At 72.2% G+C, this 18254-nt stretch carries 14 protein-coding genes, 1 tRNA gene and 1 pseudogene; 8 read left to right on the top strand and 8 right to left on the bottom strand.

From position 1 onward, the window contains the following. Window positions 1-37: 37 nt before the first annotated feature. From O7618_RS05115 to O7618_RS05085, 7 genes are all read right to left on the bottom strand, one after another. Window positions 38-928: an IS3 family transposase gene (locus O7618_RS05115; RefSeq protein ID WP_278104787.1), complete on the bottom strand. Its 891-nt coding sequence runs from the start codon at window positions 926-928 to the stop codon at window positions 38-40. After that, window positions 925-1149 (bottom strand): transposase, encoded by a 225-nt coding sequence (locus tag O7618_RS05110; protein ID WP_278104786.1) that lies wholly within the window; start codon window positions 1147-1149, stop codon window positions 925-927. The genes O7618_RS05115 and O7618_RS05110 overlap by 4 nt, the downstream gene beginning before the upstream one ends. Before the next feature lie 28 nt (window positions 1150-1177). Continuing rightward, on the bottom strand, window positions 1178-2167 hold the full coding sequence (locus tag O7618_RS05105) for an IS3 family transposase (RefSeq protein ID WP_278109923.1): 990 nt from the start codon (window positions 2165-2167) through the stop codon (window positions 1178-1180). Between the two features lie 32 nt (window positions 2168-2199). After that, window positions 2200-2424, bottom strand: coding sequence for a hypothetical protein (locus tag O7618_RS05100; protein ID WP_278104785.1), 225 nt, complete (start codon window positions 2422-2424; stop codon window positions 2200-2202). A gap of 265 nt (window positions 2425-2689) precedes the next feature. After that, window positions 2690-2803 carry a transposase gene (locus tag O7618_RS05095; protein WP_278104784.1) on the bottom strand — a complete coding sequence of 38 codons (114 nt, stop codon included), beginning with the start codon at window positions 2801-2803 and terminating at the stop codon, window positions 2690-2692. Between the two features lie 732 nt (window positions 2804-3535). Beyond that, on the bottom strand, window positions 3536-4444 hold the full coding sequence (locus O7618_RS05090; protein ID WP_278104783.1) for a hypothetical protein: 909 nt from the start codon (window positions 4442-4444) through the stop codon (window positions 3536-3538). 26 nt (window positions 4445-4470) lie between these two features. Continuing rightward, window positions 4471-4980 carry a hypothetical protein gene (locus O7618_RS05085; RefSeq protein WP_278104782.1) on the bottom strand — a complete coding sequence of 170 codons (510 nt, stop codon included), beginning with the start codon at window positions 4978-4980 and terminating at the stop codon, window positions 4471-4473. 318 nt (window positions 4981-5298) lie between these two features. Between O7618_RS05085 and O7618_RS05080 the strand changes: the two genes are divergently transcribed. Next, window positions 5299-6531: an IS701 family transposase gene (locus O7618_RS05080; RefSeq protein WP_278104781.1), complete on the top strand. Its 1233-nt coding sequence runs from the start codon at window positions 5299-5301 to the stop codon at window positions 6529-6531. Window positions 6532-6689: 158 nt separating this feature from the next. Continuing rightward, a complete protein-coding gene (locus O7618_RS05075) occupies window positions 6690-8054 on the top strand; it encodes a recombinase family protein (RefSeq protein ID WP_278104780.1) in 1365 nt (454 codons plus the stop codon). Window positions 8055-8103: 49 nt separating this feature from the next. Here the strand turns inward: O7618_RS05075 and O7618_RS05070 are convergent. After that, a tRNA-Leu gene (locus O7618_RS05070) sits at window positions 8104-8187 on the bottom strand. A gap of 200 nt (window positions 8188-8387) precedes the next feature. Between O7618_RS05070 and O7618_RS05065 the strand changes: the two are divergent. The 6 genes and pseudogenes from O7618_RS05065 to O7618_RS05040 form a co-directional block, all read left to right on the top strand. Then, window positions 8388-8804 (top strand): annotated as a pseudogene (locus O7618_RS05065) (tetratricopeptide repeat protein); the annotation flags it as partial. A gap of 1266 nt (window positions 8805-10070) precedes the next feature. Next, window positions 10071-10952 (top strand): fibronectin type III domain-containing protein, encoded by an 882-nt coding sequence (locus O7618_RS05060; RefSeq protein ID WP_278109922.1) that lies wholly within the window; start codon window positions 10071-10073, stop codon window positions 10950-10952. Between the two features lie 144 nt (window positions 10953-11096). Continuing rightward, the gene (locus O7618_RS05055; RefSeq protein WP_278104779.1) at window positions 11097-13730 is read left to right on the top strand and encodes a fibronectin type III domain-containing protein; all 2634 of its coding nucleotides are present in this window, start codon (window positions 11097-11099) and stop codon (window positions 13728-13730) included. Between the two features lie 26 nt (window positions 13731-13756). Further along, window positions 13757-14752 (top strand): MoxR family ATPase, encoded by a 996-nt coding sequence (locus O7618_RS05050; RefSeq protein ID WP_181569257.1) that lies wholly within the window; start codon window positions 13757-13759, stop codon window positions 14750-14752. A 2-nt stretch (window positions 14753-14754) separates the two neighbouring features. After that, window positions 14755-15909 carry a DUF58 domain-containing protein gene (locus O7618_RS05045; protein ID WP_278104778.1) on the top strand — a complete coding sequence of 385 codons (1155 nt, stop codon included), beginning with the start codon at window positions 14755-14757 and terminating at the stop codon, window positions 15907-15909. 59 nt (window positions 15910-15968) lie between these two features. Then, on the top strand, window positions 15969-18212 hold the full coding sequence (locus O7618_RS05040) for a transglutaminase domain-containing protein (protein ID WP_278109921.1): 2244 nt from the start codon (window positions 15969-15971) through the stop codon (window positions 18210-18212). The last annotated feature ends 42 nt before the right edge of the window (window positions 18213-18254 follow it).

Raw genomic sequence — 18254 nt, 5'->3', positions numbered from 1 at the left:
CGCCACTGTCAATCCCCTGGAATCGTGGAGGACTCGGTTATGCGGCCTGGTTTTCCAGGACGCGGATGGTTGATCGTTCGTAGTCGATCGGTGAGCGTCCGTCGCAGACGGAGTGGCGGCGGCGCCGGTTGTAGAAGTCGGTGATCCAGGTGGCGATCTTCAGCCGGGCCTCGGTACGGGTGCGGAACTGGTGGCGGTGGACGTACTCGACCTTGATGGTGGAGAAGGTGGCCTCGGCCACGGCGTTGTCGAAGCACGAGCCGACCCGGCCCATCGACTGGCGTACCTTCCAGCGGGCGCACGCCCGGGCGAAGTCGGCCGAGCAGTATTCGCTGCCCCTGTCGCTGTGGAAGATCACTGCGGCGACGTCGTCGCCACGGGTGACCGCGGCCATGTTCAACGCGGCGACGACCAGGCCGGCGTCGTGCCGGTCGCCCATGGCGTAGCCGAGGATGCGCCGGGAGTACAGGTCGATGACGGTGGCGAGGTAGAGCTTGCCCTCCTGCGTGACGATCTCGGTCATGTCGCCGCACCAGGCCACGTCCGGCGCGGATGCGGTGAACTGACGCTTGACCAGGTCCGGGGCGGCTGGCCGCTTGCCCTGCCGAGTCAGCCCACGCCGGCGCCGTTTCGCTCTGGCGACCAGGCCCAGATCAGCCATGACCTCGGCGATCGTGTTGTCCGACACCCGCCAGCCCTGCTCGCGTAACTCGTCGCCGACGCGTGGACTGCCGTAGGTGCCGCCCGAGGCGTCGAAGACGCGCCGGACCGCGTCCGTCAGCCTGGTCCGACGATCCTGGCGAGGCGTCGGCCGACGGTCGCGCCACTTGTAGAACCACGACTCGGACACCCCCAACGCCCGGCAGGCCACCGCGTGCGGCACATCGTGCTCGGTCCTCTGGGAAACGATGAAGGCGGCCACGCTCACCGGCCCGTCGCTTCCTTGACCCACAGGACCACGGATCGCTTGAGGACATCACGCTCCATCGCCAGCTCGGCGTTCTCCCGCCGCAACCGCGCCAGCTCCGCCCGCTCGTCCTCGGCCAGCTGCCCGGCAGCGGCTTCGCCACGAGCGGCACGATCCTGCTGAACCCAGTTGGCCAGGGTGCCGCTGTTGATCCCCAGATCACGCGCTACGGAGCCTGTCAAGTCAACTGAGACATTTTCTTGATTTTGTTTAGCTTTGTGCTGCTGGTTGGTTGGGCACGGGCGAGGCGGTGGTCTGTTCGGGGTCGCTGTTGTCGGGTTTGTTGATCCATGCCCGGTCCGGGAGGCGGGGCGGGCGTGGACGGCGGCGGCCGAACCGTTGCGGGTGCGCTGCCCAGGCCGCGTCGAGGGTCTGTTGCCGCTGTTCACGGATCTGCCCGGCGGTGCCGTGATGCACCGATGCCGGGGTGTGCAGGCCGACCCCGGAGTGCCGGTGCTCGTGGTTGTAGTAGGTGTAGAACGCCTCGCAGTGCTGCCGGGCGTGCTGGATCGACCCGAACCGCTCGGGAAACGTCGGGTCGTACTTCAACGTCTTGAAGCTCGCCTCGATGTACGGATTGTCGTTCGATGTCTTCGGACGGCTGTGGCTACGGCCGATCTTCAGATCGGTCAGCAGCTGGGTGACGGTCTTGCTGGTCATCGCGGCGCCACGGTCGGCGTGCACGGTCAACTGATCGGCATCGACGCGTTCGCGGGCGGCCGCGTCAGCGATCAGCGCCTCGGCGAGCTGGCCGTCCTCGTGCGCGGCGACCAGGTGCCCGACGACGTAACGGGACCAGATGTCGATCACGGTGTAGAGGTGGAACCAGACGCCCTTCTGCGGGCCGCGCAGCTTGGTGATGTCCCAGGACCAGACCTGGTTCGCCGCGTCGGCCACGAGTTCGGGTTTGGTGCGGGCCGGATGGCTGGCCTGGCTGCGGCGTTCGCCGCTCTGCCCGGCAGCCCGCAAGATCCGGTACATCGTGGACTCCGAGCACCACCAGCGGCCCTCGTCGAGCTCGCGGGCCCACACCTGCGCCGGCGCCAGATCTTGGTACTCGGGCCGGTTTAGCAGTTGCAGCACCTGCTCACGTTCCGCCTCGGACAACGCCGACGGCGGTGGCCTGCGCGCGGTCCGCGGCCGTGAGATTAGCGGTGGTACGCGGTGCCGGTAGAGCGTCGCGCGGGAAACACCGGTCAGCCGGCAGGCCCCGGCGATGCCCCACGCCGGGGTCAGCGCCTGCTGTGCCTCGGCGAGGACGGGTTCGGCATCGGCGCGGAATCCGCGCTCTCGGAGAGCAGTTCCAAGAGCGCGTGCGCTTTTCCCATGATCTGCAACGCGGTCTCAGTCTTGGCCAGCTTGGCCTGCAAGCGGGCGTTCTCCCGCTGAAGACGGGCAAGTTCGGCGCTCTCGGCCTTCTTCGCTGCCCGCGCGGCCGATTGCCGCCGGTCCGTCAAGCCGGCCGACGCTCCGGCGTCTCGGGCCTTGCGCCAGTCGAGAATGTGTGACCCGTACAACCGTTCCCGGCGCAGAATCGCCCCGCGAGCCGCCGCGTCCGGCGCCGCGTCGTACTCGTCCAGGATCCGCGCCTTGAACTCTGCGGTGAATGTCCGCCGCTGGGGCCGGGCGTCCGGATCCAGGCTCTCGTGGGGCTTCGACGTTATGCTAATGATCTCTCCTCAGGACCGTCCAGGAAGAGTATCCCCTGGTAGACGGGCTGTCTCACATCAGCGTGACAGGGAGGGCTACCTGCGCGATCGACTTCCCGGTCTCCCGCACAATCCGGACCGCGCCCGCGCGGAACTCCGGATCGAACCGGCGTCTCGTCTCAGCCATGAACCTCTATCCCCCAAGCTCTGGCCTCCACGTTACGAGGGGAACCACACCTTCATCGCCGACCGATCAGCGATCCGGCCGTGCGTGTTCAGCGTGACCAGCCCGTAGACAGCCAAACGGCTGCGGGTGGCGGCGAGGGTGGGAAGCGGAAGCGGGGGTCGCCTCATCGCCGCGGCGGGTGCACCAGAAGCACCACGTGCACTGGCCTGGTGACCGGGGAGGGCAACGGCGGGAATGACAGAGGAGCTGGCACGGGTTGTCGCAGCTCTGGCCCCGGTGGACTTGCCCCGAGAGGCAGCGCCGGTGCCGGTGTCGTAGGAGCTTCGGCGGTGGTCAAGCATACTTGACCACCGCTACGTCATCTTGTGCACAAATGAAACGCGTTCGTGTCCGAGGGGGGATTCGAACACTTGTTCGTGTCACATGTGGCCCATTTCTGGGTCCACATGCTCATAGATTACGGTAAGGCCAGGGTTGGCTCAAGCTGGCATTCCTACTACCGTGCGTGAGCATGGGCAGCAGTGAGGCGCACGGCTCGAGATAAGGCCGGCGATCCCGGCGAGCGGCCCCAGACCGACTCGGTCGACGAGAAGATTGGGTCGGCAACGATTGGTCCGAGGGCGACAGTAGAGGATCTTTCCACCTGCTGAGGTTCCCGGACTTCCGATTGTTCCATCCCATACTCCGGCCCGGGCTTGGCAGGTCCGTTGCCCACCAAGCCCGGCTGGAGTATCACTTCGCGGGTGTGGTCTTGACGGTGGCGCGTAGCGTCTGTGCGAGGCTAGGCATCGCCTTCCAGCCGTCGGCGACTTGGGCGATTCGGGCGGTGTTGGTGGCGGTGAACTTCTGCAGGTCGTTAGCGGCGGCGTTGACGACTCCATCGAGCCGTGATTCACGGCAGGCCCAGTCGGCAGCGGCTACCTTCTTCTCGAATGCGACAGCGTCGGCCCATTCAGGGAGGGCGGTCGGGTCCGACGGACGCTCAAATGACAAAGGCGGGAACTTCTGCTCGACCTTCAGGTACGCCTCGGACAGGTCACCGGCGTCTATTCCGGCCGACTTCATGCAGCTGGCGTACTGGCGAGTCAGGTCCGGTGCGACCTGCTGCTGGACGCTACCGAGCAGGTCTACCAGCTCGACTTCCAGTTCCTGCTGCCCGTCAGGAACTCTCAGCTTCTCACCCTCAGTTGCGGCGTTCTGGCAGGACTCGACAGCAGTGAACCAGCGAGCTTGGTCATCCGAGGCGGCAGGCAAACCCGGGTTGGGGGTTTCACCTCGCTTGGCCAGCATCTCGATACGGGCGGCGACCCCGAAATCGACGCGGTGGGGCGCAAATCCGAGCAGATCACCGGGGGCAGGGTCGGTAGGCGGGCTCATCGGCTGATAGGGGGTGACGCCATACACGACGCCCTTGGTCCGGGCGCAGGCGGCGATCGCGGACTGGCTCGTGAGCCACATCCGCTCCTCGCCGGCCAGACGCTGTTGCGGCGTTCCATATACCTGGTCGATCACAGCGGACAACATGGCCGGGGCATCGACGCCGACGGGCGCGGCGGCAGGCATCCCGGGCTGGGCACAGCCGGCCAGCGCGGCGATGGCGACGGCGGTTGCAACGGCAACGTTCCGGCGGCGCTTAACCATTGGTCGTGTGCTCCCTTCATACGAAATCAGGACGTGCAAGAAGTGACCGAGCCGCCCCCGTCGTACAGGTACGAGCCAGTGGAGGTGAGCCACCACGAGCGGGTGCACTTGTTCGGAATGCTCACGATGACCTCAGATGGTACGCCGATCGCTATCTCGCAAGTGCCGCTGGTGGTCGCGTTATTGTTGCCATAGCAACTGAACAGCTTGTTGAAGCCGAACACGTTCGTGGACTCGTACGTGTTACCACTGTCGCGCTGAGAGGCCGGTCGGCAGGACCGTGCCATACGCGCGTCGAAGTGACCGCCCTCGCGGCTCCAGTCGTACCACATGTCCAGGCACTTGCCGCTGGGCACTGCCCCGGTCGGATTGGCCAGCACGCGCAGTAGATCCGACGAGTCATTCTGGTTGTAGAACCCGTACGACGGCGATGGGCCGACATACAGGGTCCCGGATGAGGCCTGCGCGGGAGTGGCGACCAGACAAGCCGCCGAGCCGAGCACGATAGCCGCCGCCGTGGCGAGCCGGCGACGCATGGGATGACCAGACAAGAGCTTCCTCCCCTGATGAGCAACGCCACGCCTCTCACCGGCCGCGCGAGAGGCGTAGATGAATCCACCGAGCCAGCAGCGTACCTCAAATCGAACTCGACTATCGATGTCAGACGATCAAAGGCCTTTGTGTCATCACCCTAATACTCCAACGTCACTTGGCTTTGGCGTTGGGCGTGGCGCGGGCATGAAGACGGCCACCGCGTTGATCATCGATGGTTTGTGAGGACAATCGAAGATCGTGCGGTGGCCGCGTGCCACAGCGTAGACCCCGCCGGGTGGCGGGTCGTCCTGGACGAGGCGGTGGCGCGTGTCGCTGGCCGGTTCGTGCGGGCGGAGCCCCGTCGGACCGCCGGGCAGTTCGTGGAAGGGCTGTTGTCGGGCGTGGAACGCAAGACCTGCTGGTCGCTTGCGGAACGGGCGGGTCACGAGGATCCACAGGCGATGCAGCGGCTGCTTCGCACGGCGGTGTGGGACGCCGATGGCGTCCGCGACGACGTTCGGGCCTGGCTGATCGAGCAGCTCGGGCACCCCGACGCGGTGCTGGCCTGCGACGAGACCGGGTTCCTGAAGAAGGGTCTGTGCTCGGTCGGGGTCCAGCGGCAGTACACCGGCACCGCCGGACGTGTCGAGAACAGCCAGGTCGGGGTGTTCCTGGCCTACGTCTCGCCCGAGGGGCGGGCGATGATCGACCGTCGGCTCTACCTGCCCGAGACGACCTGGTGTCAGCAGCCCGACCGCCTCGCCGCCGCCGGCGTCCCCGACCAGGTCGGGTTCGCCACGAAGCCTGCCCTCGCCCGGCAGATGATCGCCGCCGCGCTGGATGCCGGAGTCCCGTTCGGGTGGGTGACCGGCGACGAGGTCTACGGCGCCGATCCCGGCCTACGCGCTGACCTCGAACACCGCGGGATCGGCTACGTTCTGGCCGTCGGCTGCGACCGACGCGTGCACATCAACGACGGTCGCACCCTGATCCGCGTCGACGACCTCGCCGACCGGATCCCCACCGCCGAGTGGCAACTGCATAGTTGCGGGCCGGGAGCGAAAGGTCCCCGCGACTACCTGTGGGCCTGGATCACCACCGCCACCAGCCCCGTCGAGCACCGGTGGCTGCTGATCCGCCGCAACCGCACCACCGGTGAGTTGGCCTTCTACCTGTGCTGGTCACCCCGCCCCGTCCCGCTGCACACCCTCGTCACCATGGCCGGCTCCCGCTGGAGCATCGAAGAGCTGTTCCAGACCGGCAAAGGCCAAGTCGGCCTCGACCACTACCAGGTCCGCGGCTGGGCCGGGTGGCACCGATTCATCACCCTGGCCATGCTCGCCCTGGCCGTCCTGACCATCATCGCCGCCCAGCAGCCCGACACCGACCCGGAGATCATCGCGCTGACCGTCGCCGAGATCCGCCGACTCCTCAACGCCTTCGTTCTCGCCGTGACGCTCCCACCCGCGCACACCCTGCACTGGTCGATCTGGCGACGAACATCCCAAGCCCGAGCCCGACGTGCCCACTACCAGCGCAGACAGGCGAAGTGACGTTGGAGTACTAACCAAGGCCGTCGCGGTGCGGAGTCCTCGTAGAAGCCGCAGGTGGTGGTACTGACCGACGCCTCCGAGGTGCCCGACTGCCGCGATGAACGCCCACGGACTGCTTGTCCGACCCGACCGCGAAGATCCTTCGTAGGAATATCGGCGTGTCAGACAACCCGCATGACGATCTGGACGCTCCCTTGACTCGATGGCTCAGCAGCCAGCCGCAGGCCGACCCGCAACCACCTCACCAACGGCGGCGCGGCCTGCGGTTTGCGTTCTACGGCCGGATGTCGACAGTCGAGCACCAGGACCGAGTGACGTCCCGGCACTGGCAATGGGACTGCGCTATTGAGCTCGTCGCCGCTCACGGTGTGATCGTCGCCGAGTACTTCGACATCGGCTGCTCTCGCCGCCGCAGTTGGCGGCAGCGTCCGCAGGCCGCTGCGCTGCTGGCCGCGCTTGACGACCCAGATCGCGGGTTCGACGCGATCGTGATCGGCGAGTACGAGCGGGCGTTCTCAACCAACCAGTTGCAGCACCTGGCGCCCGTGCTCGAACAGCACGGCGTGCAGCTGTGGCTGCCCGAGATGCACGGGCCTGTCGATCACCAAAACCCGACCCATCAGGCGCTGATCATGATGCTGGGCGCCCAGTCGAAACGTGAGGTGCAGCGCGCCCGGTTCCGGGTCGTCACGGCGATGCGGGCCCAAGCGCGAGAGCAGGGACGATATCTCGGAGGCCGGCCGCCCTACGGCTACCGACTCGTCGACGCCGGCCCTCATCCGAACACCGCCCACGCCCGCTGGGGTCGCCGGCTCCAAAGCCTCGAACCGGATCCGGCCACGGCCGCACACGTGCGGTGGATATTCACGCAACGCCTGGATGGCCACAGCCTCGCCAGCATCGCGCGCGCCCTCAACGACGCCAGCACACCATGCCCATCGAACGTCGATCCCGACCGCAATCCCCACCGCAACGGCAACTGGTGGACCCTGCGCACGGTCGCGGCGATCCTCGCCAACCCTCGCTACACCGGCAGGCAGGTCTGGAACCGGCAACCCGCGCACACCGACACCAGCAGCCCGCAGCGGGAACCCCTCCGGCGGAACCCAACCAAGGACTGGGTGGTCTCCACGCACCAGGCCCACACCGCGCTGGTCAGCGAACAGGACTTCGTCGCCGCCCAGGCCATCCGCTCCCACCGCAGCGCCCACGACGGCACCACCCGCCGCTACCTGTTCACCGGCCTACTGCGCTGCGGACCTTGCGGACGGCGATTGGAATCCCATTGGGTCAATCAACGCCCCGGCTACCGGTGCCGCCACGGCCGCACCAGCACCCAACAGACCACCAACCCCCGGCGCAAGATCCTCTACCTCAGGGAAGACCACATCATCGCCCGACTCGCCGACCATCCCCTCCTCCCCAGCGGGATCCAAGCTCCACACGACCTGGTCACACTCCTGCGCAGCAAGAAGATCACCATCGTCTGCGACCAGGAACACTGCACACCAACTACAGAATAATCCGCGCAGGTCAACCTGCGCGGATTATGATCAATATGTGGTAATGATGTGTCCGAGGGGGGACTTGAACCCCCACGCCCTATACGGGCACTAGCACCTCAAGCTAGCGCGTCTGCCATTCCGCCACCCGGACTTGCTCGCTCAGCCTACCCAATCGACCGTGGTGATGGCCTCACCGCCTCGGTCGACCCGGGGGGCCGCACGGGGGATTACTGTACACGGCCCGGAACGATCATGCACATCACCGCCAACGGGCCATGTTTGAGCAGCTCAAACCCTCTGCCGATCCGGGCGGGTAGCGCGGAACAGGCGAGTCCGGGCAGCATTGCCCACGTGTCCCACCCCTCCCCGTTGACCGCCGCGCAACACCAGGCCCTGGCGCTTCGTGCCGCGGGCGACCTGACCGGCGCCCGCCGCCTGCTCGCCGACGCGATCGCGGCGGCCCGACCGGCGTACGGCGAGGACCACCAGGACGTCCTGGCCACCGGCCACCTGCTGGCCCGGCTGCACCGGGAGGCCGACGACCCGGCCGCCGCCCGTCGGGTGCTCGAGGAGGCGTACGCGGCGGGCGAGCGCCGCCGCGGCGACGCCGACCCCCTGATGCTCGCCCTCAGCTTCGACCTCGCCGGCGTCGCCGAGGAACTGGGCAACCGGCACGAGGCCCGCCGCAACTACGGCCGGGTGGCCGCCGCCGGGCCCGCCGTGCTGGGCCCGGACCACCCGGCGGTACGCGCGGCCCGCCACTACCTCGGCGGCTCCGCCGCCGCGACCGGTGGTCACGGCCTCCCGCCCGGCGGCTCCGCCGCCGCTGCCGGCGGTTCCCCCGATCCGGCGTGGTCCGAGCCCACCGTGTCACTGCCGACGGTCGCGCCCGGGCACCCGTCCCGGCCCGCGCCACCGCCGGCCTCCGCGCCACCGCCGGCCTCCGTGCCCGGTGCCGAGTGGGCCCCGCCGACGCGGACGCCCTGGCCGGGGTCCGCGTCGGCGACTCGGAGCGCACGGACGCCACTGCCGCCTCCGCCGGTGATTCCCGCCTCGTCACCCCCGGCTCGGTCCGCCCCGGCGGAGCGGCCGGAGAATCCGTGGGCACCGCCTCCGAGCCCGTCCGGAGACCCGGCCAGGCGGCTACCCGCGGCACCCGGGCAGACCACCGCTCGCTTGTCCGCACCACCCGACCAGGGCACCGCGTCCCCGCCTCTGCCTCCGGCGCCGGTGATCCCGCCGCCTCGTCGGCCGTCTCCGTCAGCCGACCGTGGAGCTGATCCAGCAATCTCGGCCGGGACGACCCCGGCGCCCGCCGCGCCGGTGCCGCCTCCTCCGTCCACCGTGCCGCCGGCGCCCCGTCACCCGGCGCCGGTCTCCGGGCCGCCGGCAGGTGGGGTCCTGCCGCCGCCGGGCGTCCCGGTCGCTCCGCCGGTCTCCACGCCGCCGGTCTCCACGCCGCCGGCCCCCGCGCCGCCGGTCTCGGGCCCGCCGGTCTCGGGCCCGCCGGTCTCGGGCCCGCCGGTCTCGGGCCCGCCGGTCCCTGCGCCGCCGACCGCTGCACCGTCGGCGGCGGGTCCCGGGCCGGAATCCGCGCCGCCGGTAGCCCGGACCGGGCGCACGCCCGGCCCCCAACCGGGCGATCCCGGTCCCGACGCGGCGGCGTCCGGTCCCGGGTGGGACAAGCCGACCATCCAGGTGCAGCAGATCGGCTCGTTGCTGCGTGAGGAGGCGGAGCGGCAGGCCGCCGCCGCGTCCCCGCCCACCGCGCCGAGCGAACCGCGCACGGATCCGCGCGCCGTCGGCGCACCACCCGTCGGCGCACCACCCGTCGGCGGGCCCGCCGCGAGCGGACCGGCCACGAACCCACCTCCCGTGAGCGGACCCTCCGCCGTCGGACCGGCGGCAGGCCCGTCCCCCGTCAGCGGCGCGCCGACAGGCGCGCGCCCCGGGAGCGGGCCGCCCGCACACCCCACGGGTGGGACCGGCGGCGCACCGTCCGCGTATCCCGTCAGCGGGCCCCCGGGGTATGCGGTGAGTGGGCCCGGCGCGTATCCGGTCAGCGCCGCGCCGGTCAGCGGCCACCCACCACCGCCGGTCAGTGGGCCACCTGCCGCGCCGGTCAGCGGCACGCCGGTACCTCCGTGGGGGTTGACCGCGCCGCCGTGGAGCAGCGTGGCCCCGCCACAGCCGGTGGACGGGCCCGCCGGGGCTGGGCCCGACCCGGCGGCGGACGCCTACGCCCCCGGTCCGGTCGAGGAGCCGGGGAGCGCCGGCGACGGCGGCGTCGGGAGGGACGGAGGCGTCGCGCAGGATCCGCCGGTCGAGGGAGGACCGCTGCCGGTCTACGACGGGTTGCTGGACTTTCCCGAGTCGACGCGGCCGGAACCGGCGGCGTATCCGGAGCAGGGTTCCTGGCCGGCGGTGCCGCAGGCGTTCCACCAGCCCGCCGCGTACCCGGACACGGCGGAGCGGGAGTCGGGCGGCCGCAACCGGACGGTGCTGGCCCTGGTGGTCGGCGGCGCGGTGCTGGCGGTGGTGGCCGCGGTCGTCGGGGGCGCGGTGTGGTTGAACCGGGACGCCGCGCCGCCGGCGCCGGCGCCCACCGCGGTGAAGCCGAAGGTGACCGGACCGCCCCCGGGTGACCTGCGGTTGCGCGACGACACCACGACGATCACGGTGACCTGGACCGACCCGACGAACGGTGGCGTGCCGTTCGTGGTGGCCGGTGGCCGGGCCGGGCAGAAGCTCGGGGTGATGGCCACCGTGGACGCCGGGCAGACCCGCTACACGGTGAACGGGTTGAAGGCGAAGCTCGACTACTGCTTCACGGTGCTGGCGGTCTACTCGACCGACACGTACGCGACCTCGGGCCAGGCGTGCACGGACCGGGAGGGCGGCGGCACGCCGAACTGACCGGTCGGCGAGGACACGCTCGGTGTCCACAGGGGGACGGTGCGGGTTTCACCGGCCCCGGCCGGCACCTATGATGGCTCCCGGCTCTGGGGAGGGTCGGCCAGGTGCGGCGCCTCCTCCACCGACGCGGGAAGGCAGCCGGCTGTGACCACCATCGAGGACGTCACGAGCACCGCCGGGCCGGAGACGGCCCGCCCCCGGAAGCGGTTGCGTGGCGGGCTGGTGACCATCGGCACCGTGGGCGCGTTGCTGGCGGCGATGGGGTTGACGGTGCTCGGGCTCGGTGCCGCCGACAACGCGGTGGCCACCTTCGACTCCTCGTCCTGGCTGTTCAGCACCACCCGCAGCGAGCTGGCCCGGGTCAACGGCATCACCGCACGGGTGGACACCCGGATGGAGGTGCCCGGCGGCCGGCGGCACCAGATGCAGGTGGCCCAGACCGACCGGCTGCTGATCCTGCGGGACCTCAACACCGGGCAGGTCAGCTCGCTGGACCTGGCGACGTTGCAGATCACCGCGACCACACCGACCGCGCCGGGGCTGGGCGTCAGCGTCGCGCTGCACGACGACGCGGCGTTCGTGGTGGACGCGGTGCAGGGCATCGTGCGGCAACTCGACCCGCGGGCGTTGACGCCGGTGGGCGAGCCGGTGCGATACCCGCCGGGCATCGCGGGCGGGACGTTCGACGGCGAGGGCAAGCTGTGGGTCGCGGTGCCGAGCGAGGGCACCGTCTCGGCGGTCACCGCCGCCGACCTGCCGGCCACGCCGGGTGACGCGCCGCCCGCCGGGCTCAGTCCGAAGCGCGTCGAGACGTACGACGTGGCGGAGCCGGCGCACGAGCTGGTGGTGTCCACGCTGGACGAGGGCGTGGCGGTGCTCGACCGCACGTCGGCGTCGCTGGTGACGGTCACCGGCGGCGAGACACGGCGAGCGAGCCTGTCCATTGTCGCTCCCGGCAACCTGCCGGCGCGCACCAGCGGCCCGCAGGTGCCGGTCACCGTGTCGGGCGACCGGTCGGTGCACGTGGTCCGCGACGGGGCCGAGGTGAAGAGGTTCACGGTGCCCGGGGCCGGCGTGCGGCTCAGCCCGGCGGTGGCCTGGGCGGGGCGGTTCTACTGCGCCGACGAGGACACCGGCACGGTCTACTCGTTCGACGCCGGCGGGCAGCTCGTCGAGACCATCAAGGGCTCCGGCCGGCCCGGCCCGGTGGAGCTGGAGGTTCGCGAGAACCACCTGTTCATCAACCCGCCGGACTCGTCCACCGCGCAGGTGGTCGACGACCGGAACCGGGTCCGTGAGGTCAACAAGTACGCCAACGACGTGCTCGGTGGCGACCCGCCGCCGGCTCCCCCGCCGCCGCCTCCGCCGAAGAAGCCGAAGGTGAGCGAGCCGGGCGCGCCGAAGTCGGTCCGCGCCGCCGCCGGCAACGCCTCGGCCCGGGTGAGCTGGCAGCCGGCCGCGTCGAACGGCGCCGAGATCATCCGCTACGTGGTGGAGGGCGGCGGCCAGACCCACCAGGTGGGCGCCAACCAGCGCGCGCTGGAGATCACCGGCCTGACCAACGGTGAGACGTACACGTTCGCGGTGCACGCGGTGAACGCCAGGGGCGACGGCCCGGCGCGCCGCAGCAACCCGGTCGTGCCGACCGCCGAGGTGCCCGACCCGCCGACGTCGGTGACCGCCGAGGCACGGCCCGACGGCACGGTCCGGGTGAGCTGGCCGGAGGCCAACGGCCAGGGCAACAAGGTCGCCCGGTACGCGGTGACCGCCACCTCGGCCGGCGCGAGCGCCCCGGCCGGCGAGTCGCCCAAGACCGAGCTGGTCGTGCCGGCCGGCCAGTTGGAGTACGGCACCCAGTACGCGTTCACGGTGACCGCGGTCAGCGAGAAGGGCGCCGGGTCGAAGGCGTCCCCGGTGAGCGACACGGTGGTGCCGTTCGCGGCGCCGGACGCGCCGGCCGAGCTGCGCGCGTCCACCGTGGCCGACCGGCCCGGCACCGTCGCGGTGCAGTGGTCGCCGGCGGTGGAGAACGGCCGCCCGGTGACGAAGTACGTGGTGGAGGCCGGTGGGAAGACCGTCGAGGTGACCGACGCGCAGGCGACAGTGGGCGGGCTCGGCGACGGGCAGAACGTCACGGTGAAGGTCAAGGCGGTCAACGAGGCCGGCGCCGGCGCGGAGGCCAGCACCACCGCCCGCACGGTGGCCGCGCCCCGGATCACGGTGACCGGCTCGTCGGCGGACGCCACCTCGGTCACGGTGACGTTCACCGTCGACGCCGGCGGTGGGCGGGCCACCTGCACGGCCGCCACCGGCGGCAAGACCGCCAGCGGGAGCTGCTCCAGCCTGCGGGTGACCGGGCTGACGCCGGGCACCGCCTACACGGTCACGCTGACCGCGAGCAACGCGGCCGGCAAGAACACGGCGACCCGGGGCCAGACCACCGACGCGCTGTACGGGATCGCGACCTGCCGCAACGGCTCCTCCGGCGCCGAGGCGACCTACTGCTCGCGGGACGTGCCGGGCGAGCGCAACGGCAACGAGATCTTCGAGGTCACCCAGCAGGACAACAGCAGGCAGGCGGGCTGGGAGCGCAACGGCGCCCGGCTCAGGGCCTACTGCAAGAAGTCGGGTGAAGAGGTTTACGCCTACATCTACAACAACGACAAGCGCAGCACCTGGTGGGTGCGCGTGGACCACAGCAAGGGCCGCGACTACATCCCGTGGGCCTGGCTCAACCTGGAGGGCGGCGACAACATCAACCTGCTGCCCACCTGCTGACCGCGACATCTGTGGGAAGGGCACCCGTGAACACGCACGAACCGCTGAGCCAGCCGGAGGTGCAGGGCTTCGCCGCCCTGGCCGCCCGGCTCGCCGACAACGTCAACGCGGTCGTGCTGGGCAAGCCGCAGGTGGTGCGGCTGGCGTTGACCGCGCTGTTCGCCCAGGGCCACGTGCTGCTGGAGGACGTGCCCGGGGTCGGCAAGACCACGCTCGCGCGGGCGGTCGCGGCGACCGTCAAGGGCGAGTGGCGGCGCATCCAGTTCACCCCGGACCTGCTGCCCTCCGACGTCTCCGGGGTGACCATCTTCAACCAGGCCAGCCGCGGGTTCGAGTTCCACCCGGGGCCGGTGTTCGCCAACATCGTGATCGCCGACGAGATCAACCGGGCCTCGCCGAAGACCCAGTCGGCGCTGCTGGAGGTGATGGAGGAGCGGACGGTCACCGTGGACGGCGTCCGCCACCCGGTGCCGCAGCCGTTCCTGGTGGTGGCCACGCAGAACCCGGTGGAGATGGACGGCACCTACCGGCTGCCCGAGGCGCAGCTCGACCGGTTCCTGGTGAAGCTCTCCGTCGGCTACCCGGACGAGGCGGTCGAGGTGGAGGTGCTGCGCGGCGCCACGGTCCGCTCCCCCGACTCGCTGACCGCGGTCACCGACACCGCCACGGTCGGCGAGATGGTGAAGATGGCCCGGCGGGTGCACATCGCCGAGCCGCTGTACGCCTACGCGGTGCGGCTGGCGGCCGCCACGCGTACCCACCCGCAGGTGCGGGTCGGGGTGAGCCCGCGCGGGGTGATCGCGTTGACCCGCGCGGCGTGCGCGTACGCGCTGATCGACGGGCGGGGCTGGATCATGCCGGAGGACCTGAAGGCGCTCGTCGAACCGGTCTTCGCGCACCGGCTGCTGCTCACCCCGGACGCGCAGGTGCGCGGTGTGACGCCGGCCGAGGTGCTGCGCCAGGCGGTCGCCTCGGTGCCGGTGCCGCTGCCGTCGGGTCAGCCCGCGCCGGTGCACGGCTGAGCGTGGGGATCACCGCCCGTGGGGTCGGGTTGCTCGTCGCCGCCGTGGTGCTGCTCGGGGTGGGCTTCCGGTACGCGTACCCGGAGCTGACCGTGCTCGGCGCGGCGGCCGCCGTGGCCGTCGGCTACGCCGTGGTGACCGCCGCCTGGCGTCCCCGGTTGAGCGTCGAGCGGCACGCCGACCCGGACCGGGTGGCCCGGGGCGAGCCGGCGGCGATGGAGTTGACCGTGCGCAACACCGGCCGGCTGCGGGCGGCGAACCTCCTGGCCGAGGATCGCTGCGCGGGCGAGCCGGTGCCGGTGCCGCTGCTGCGGCTGCGTCCGGGCCGCGACACCCGGGTGCGTTACCCGGTGCCGACGCGGCGGCGCGGGGTGGTGCCGGTCGGCCCGCTGCGGGTGGTCCGCCGCGACCCGCTCGGCCTGATGGCGCTGACCCGCGGCTACGGCGGGACGGTCGGAGTGTGGGTGCACCCGCGCATCCACCCGCTGTCCGCGGTGCCCACCGGCGCCGGGCGCAGCCTGGACGGGCGCGTCGACAGCGTGCCGCACGGCTCGATCACGTTCGACTCGCTGCGCGAGTACGTGGTCGGCGACGAGCTGCGCCGGGTGCACTGGCGCACCAGCGCCCGGGTGGGTGAGCTGATGGTGCGGGAGAACGTGGACACCAGTCTGCCGCGTCTGGTGGTGGTCCTGGACAATCGTGGGGCCGCGCACCCGGCGCGCCTGGCCGGGGTGGCGGAGTCGTTCGAGTCGGCGTGCGAGGCGGCGGCGTCGGTGGTAACCGCGGCGGTGCGGGAGGACCTGCCGGTGCACCTGCTGCTGGTCGCGCCGGCCGAGGCCGAGCCGGCCGGGGCGGCGGGGCCGTTGGACCGGCTCGCCGCGGTGGAGCTGACCGGCGGCGGGGCGGAGGTGCTGTCGGCGGCGACGAGCCGGCTGCGCCAGGAGCGCCTCGGGGACACGCTCGTCTTCCTGACCGGGCCGGGCGCCGCCGGGGAGCTGGGGCACGTGGGCGCGCTGCGCGGCGCGTACCCGTCGGTGGTGGTGGGGATGTTCGGCGCGAGCGCGCCGACGGTGGCTGCCGGGACGGGCCTGGTGGTGCTGGACGCGGCGGACGGTGCGGCGTTCGCCGCCGAGTGGGACGGGATCCGCCGGTGGTGACCGTGACGCCGCCGCGCCCGGCCACCGGCGCGCCGCCGGACGCGCCGGCGCGCGGTCGGGTGGCCGGGGCGCTGCGCGCGGCAGTGGTGCCGGCGGCGCTGGTCGTGCTGGTGGCGCTCGCCGGCGTGGTGCTGGGCCGGGTGTACGCGGACCCGCTGCTGACCCGGCTGATGGTCGGCGCGGCGGCCGGTTCGGTGCTCGTCGGCGTGGCCGCCCGGCGGTTGCCGTCGTGGCTGGTGGCCCCGGTGTCGGTGGCCGCCCTGGCCGGCTGGACGCTGCTGTCGTTGCGGTTGGCGGCGAGCCACGCGGCGCTGCCCGGCGGGCTCGGCGAGGTGGCCGGCGACGCCGCCCGCAACGCGATCCCCCGGCTGCTCACCGCGATGATCCCGGTGCAGCCGGCGCCGGACACCGTGCTGGTCCCGGTGGTGGCGGCCTGGCTGGCCGGGATGACCGCCGCCGAGGTGGCACTGCGCGCCGGCCGGGTGCTGCTGGGCTACCTGCCGCCGGCGCTGCTCTACGCCGGCGCGCTCTACGTGGTGGGGCCGAACGCGACACCGGCGGTCGGCCCCACGGTGCTGTTCGCGGCCGTCGCGGCCGTCGGCCTGGCGGCGCCCGGCCGGCGCTCCGGTCCGGTGGCGGTCGATCCGGCGTCCGGGCTCGCCCCGGCGGTACGGGCGGCGGTGCGGTTGCGGCTGGCCGCGGCGAGCGCGGCCGGGCTGGTCGTGGTGGTGGCGCTCGCCGCGCTGCTGGCCCCGGTGGTCGCCGGCCGGGTCGACGAGCGTCCGGTCGACCCGCGCCGCTACGTGGAGCCGCCGCAGGTGGAGTCGCTGGACGAGAACCCGCTGATCCGGATCTCCGGCTGGGCGTTGAACCCGGACCAGCGGCTGCTCGACGTGCGCACGGTCGCCGGTTCGACCGAGGGCGGGCCGCCGCGGATCCGGCTGGCGGTGCTCAGCGACTACGACGGGGTGACCTGGCGGGTGGGCGCCACGTACCGCAACGCGGGGCGGATCCTGCCCGCGGTCGATCCGGCGCCGGCCGCGACGACCGAGGAGGTGCGCCAGGAGATCACGGTGGCGGACCTGACCGGGCGGCTGCTGCCGGCTGTGCCGACGCCGCGCGAGGTGGGCGGCGCCCGGGTGGCGTACGACCCGGCGAGCGGGACGCTGATCCGGCCGGAGGGGCTCGCCCCGGGGCTGCGCTACGCGGTGTCATCGGTTCGGGAGAAGCCCGACCTCAACCTGGTCAGCACCGCGAACGTGCCGGCCGGGGACGCGGTGTCCCGGGTGCTGCGGGTGCCCGACGGCGCGCCGGAGCAGGTGCGCCGGCTGGCCACCCAGCTCGCCGAGTCCAACGGCGCCCCGTACGCGCGGGCGGACGCGATCGCCACGTTCCTCGCCGAGCACTACCGGGTGACCGCCGACGCGCCGAGCGGGCACGCCTACCCGAACCTGACGTTCTTCCTGTTCGGCCCGCGCAACGGCGGCGGCCAGCGGGGCACCTCGGAGCAGTTCGCCGCCGCGTTCGCGGTGCTCGGCCGGCTCGCCGGGCTGCCCACCCGGGTGGTGGTCGGGTTCGAGCCGAGGGCGGACGGGCCGGTGCGGGCCGCCGACGCGTACGCCTGGCCGGAGGTGCTGTTCGAGGGCGTGGGCTGGGTGCCGTTCGATCCGATGCCGCGCCCGGACGAGCAGCCCCGGCCGGTGGAGGAGGACTTCCGCCCGCAGCCGGAGGAGCCGCCGCCGTCGGAGGTGCCGGCGCCGACCGAGCAGCCCACCGCCACGCCGCCGGCCGCCGCGCCCGCGCCGGGCCGGCCCGCGGGCGGCCCGGGTACGCCGGTGCTGGTGGGCGGTGGCGTCGGTGGTCTGCTGCTGGTGGTCGGGGCGGTGCTGGCGGCGTTCGCCGCGATGCGCCGCCGGTTGAGCCGCTCCCGGTTGGAACGGAGCGACCCCGGTGCGCGGGTGGCCGGCGCCTGGCGGGAGCTGACCGACGCGCTTCGGCTGGCCGGCCGGCCGGTGGGTGACGACCTGGCGGCGGCGGAGGTGGCCGAGCGGGCCCGGGTGGCGCTCGCCGAGGCCCGCGCCGCAACCGGTGGCCCTGCGGTCGGCGGCGCGGAGCCCGGCGGCGTCGGCGAGTTGGCCGGGCTCGTCAATCAGGTCGCCTTCGGCCCCGGCACCACCTCTGAGCAGGCGGCACGGGCGGCGATGCTGGCCACCTCGTATGGTGACGCCCTGCGCGACGCCCGGCCCCGGTGGCGGCGGCTGTGGTGGCGGGCGCACCCGGGCCCGCTGCGCTGGCGGCGCTGACCCCGTTGCCCGTTGGACATCGCAGTCTGTCCTCCGACCGGC

It is taken from the genome of Micromonospora sp. WMMD980 (genome assembly GCF_029626035.1).
In the GTDB taxonomy this organism is placed as follows: Bacteria; Actinomycetota; Actinomycetes; order Mycobacteriales; family Micromonosporaceae; genus Micromonospora.
This window is presented reverse-complemented; position numbering and strand designations above follow the sequence as displayed.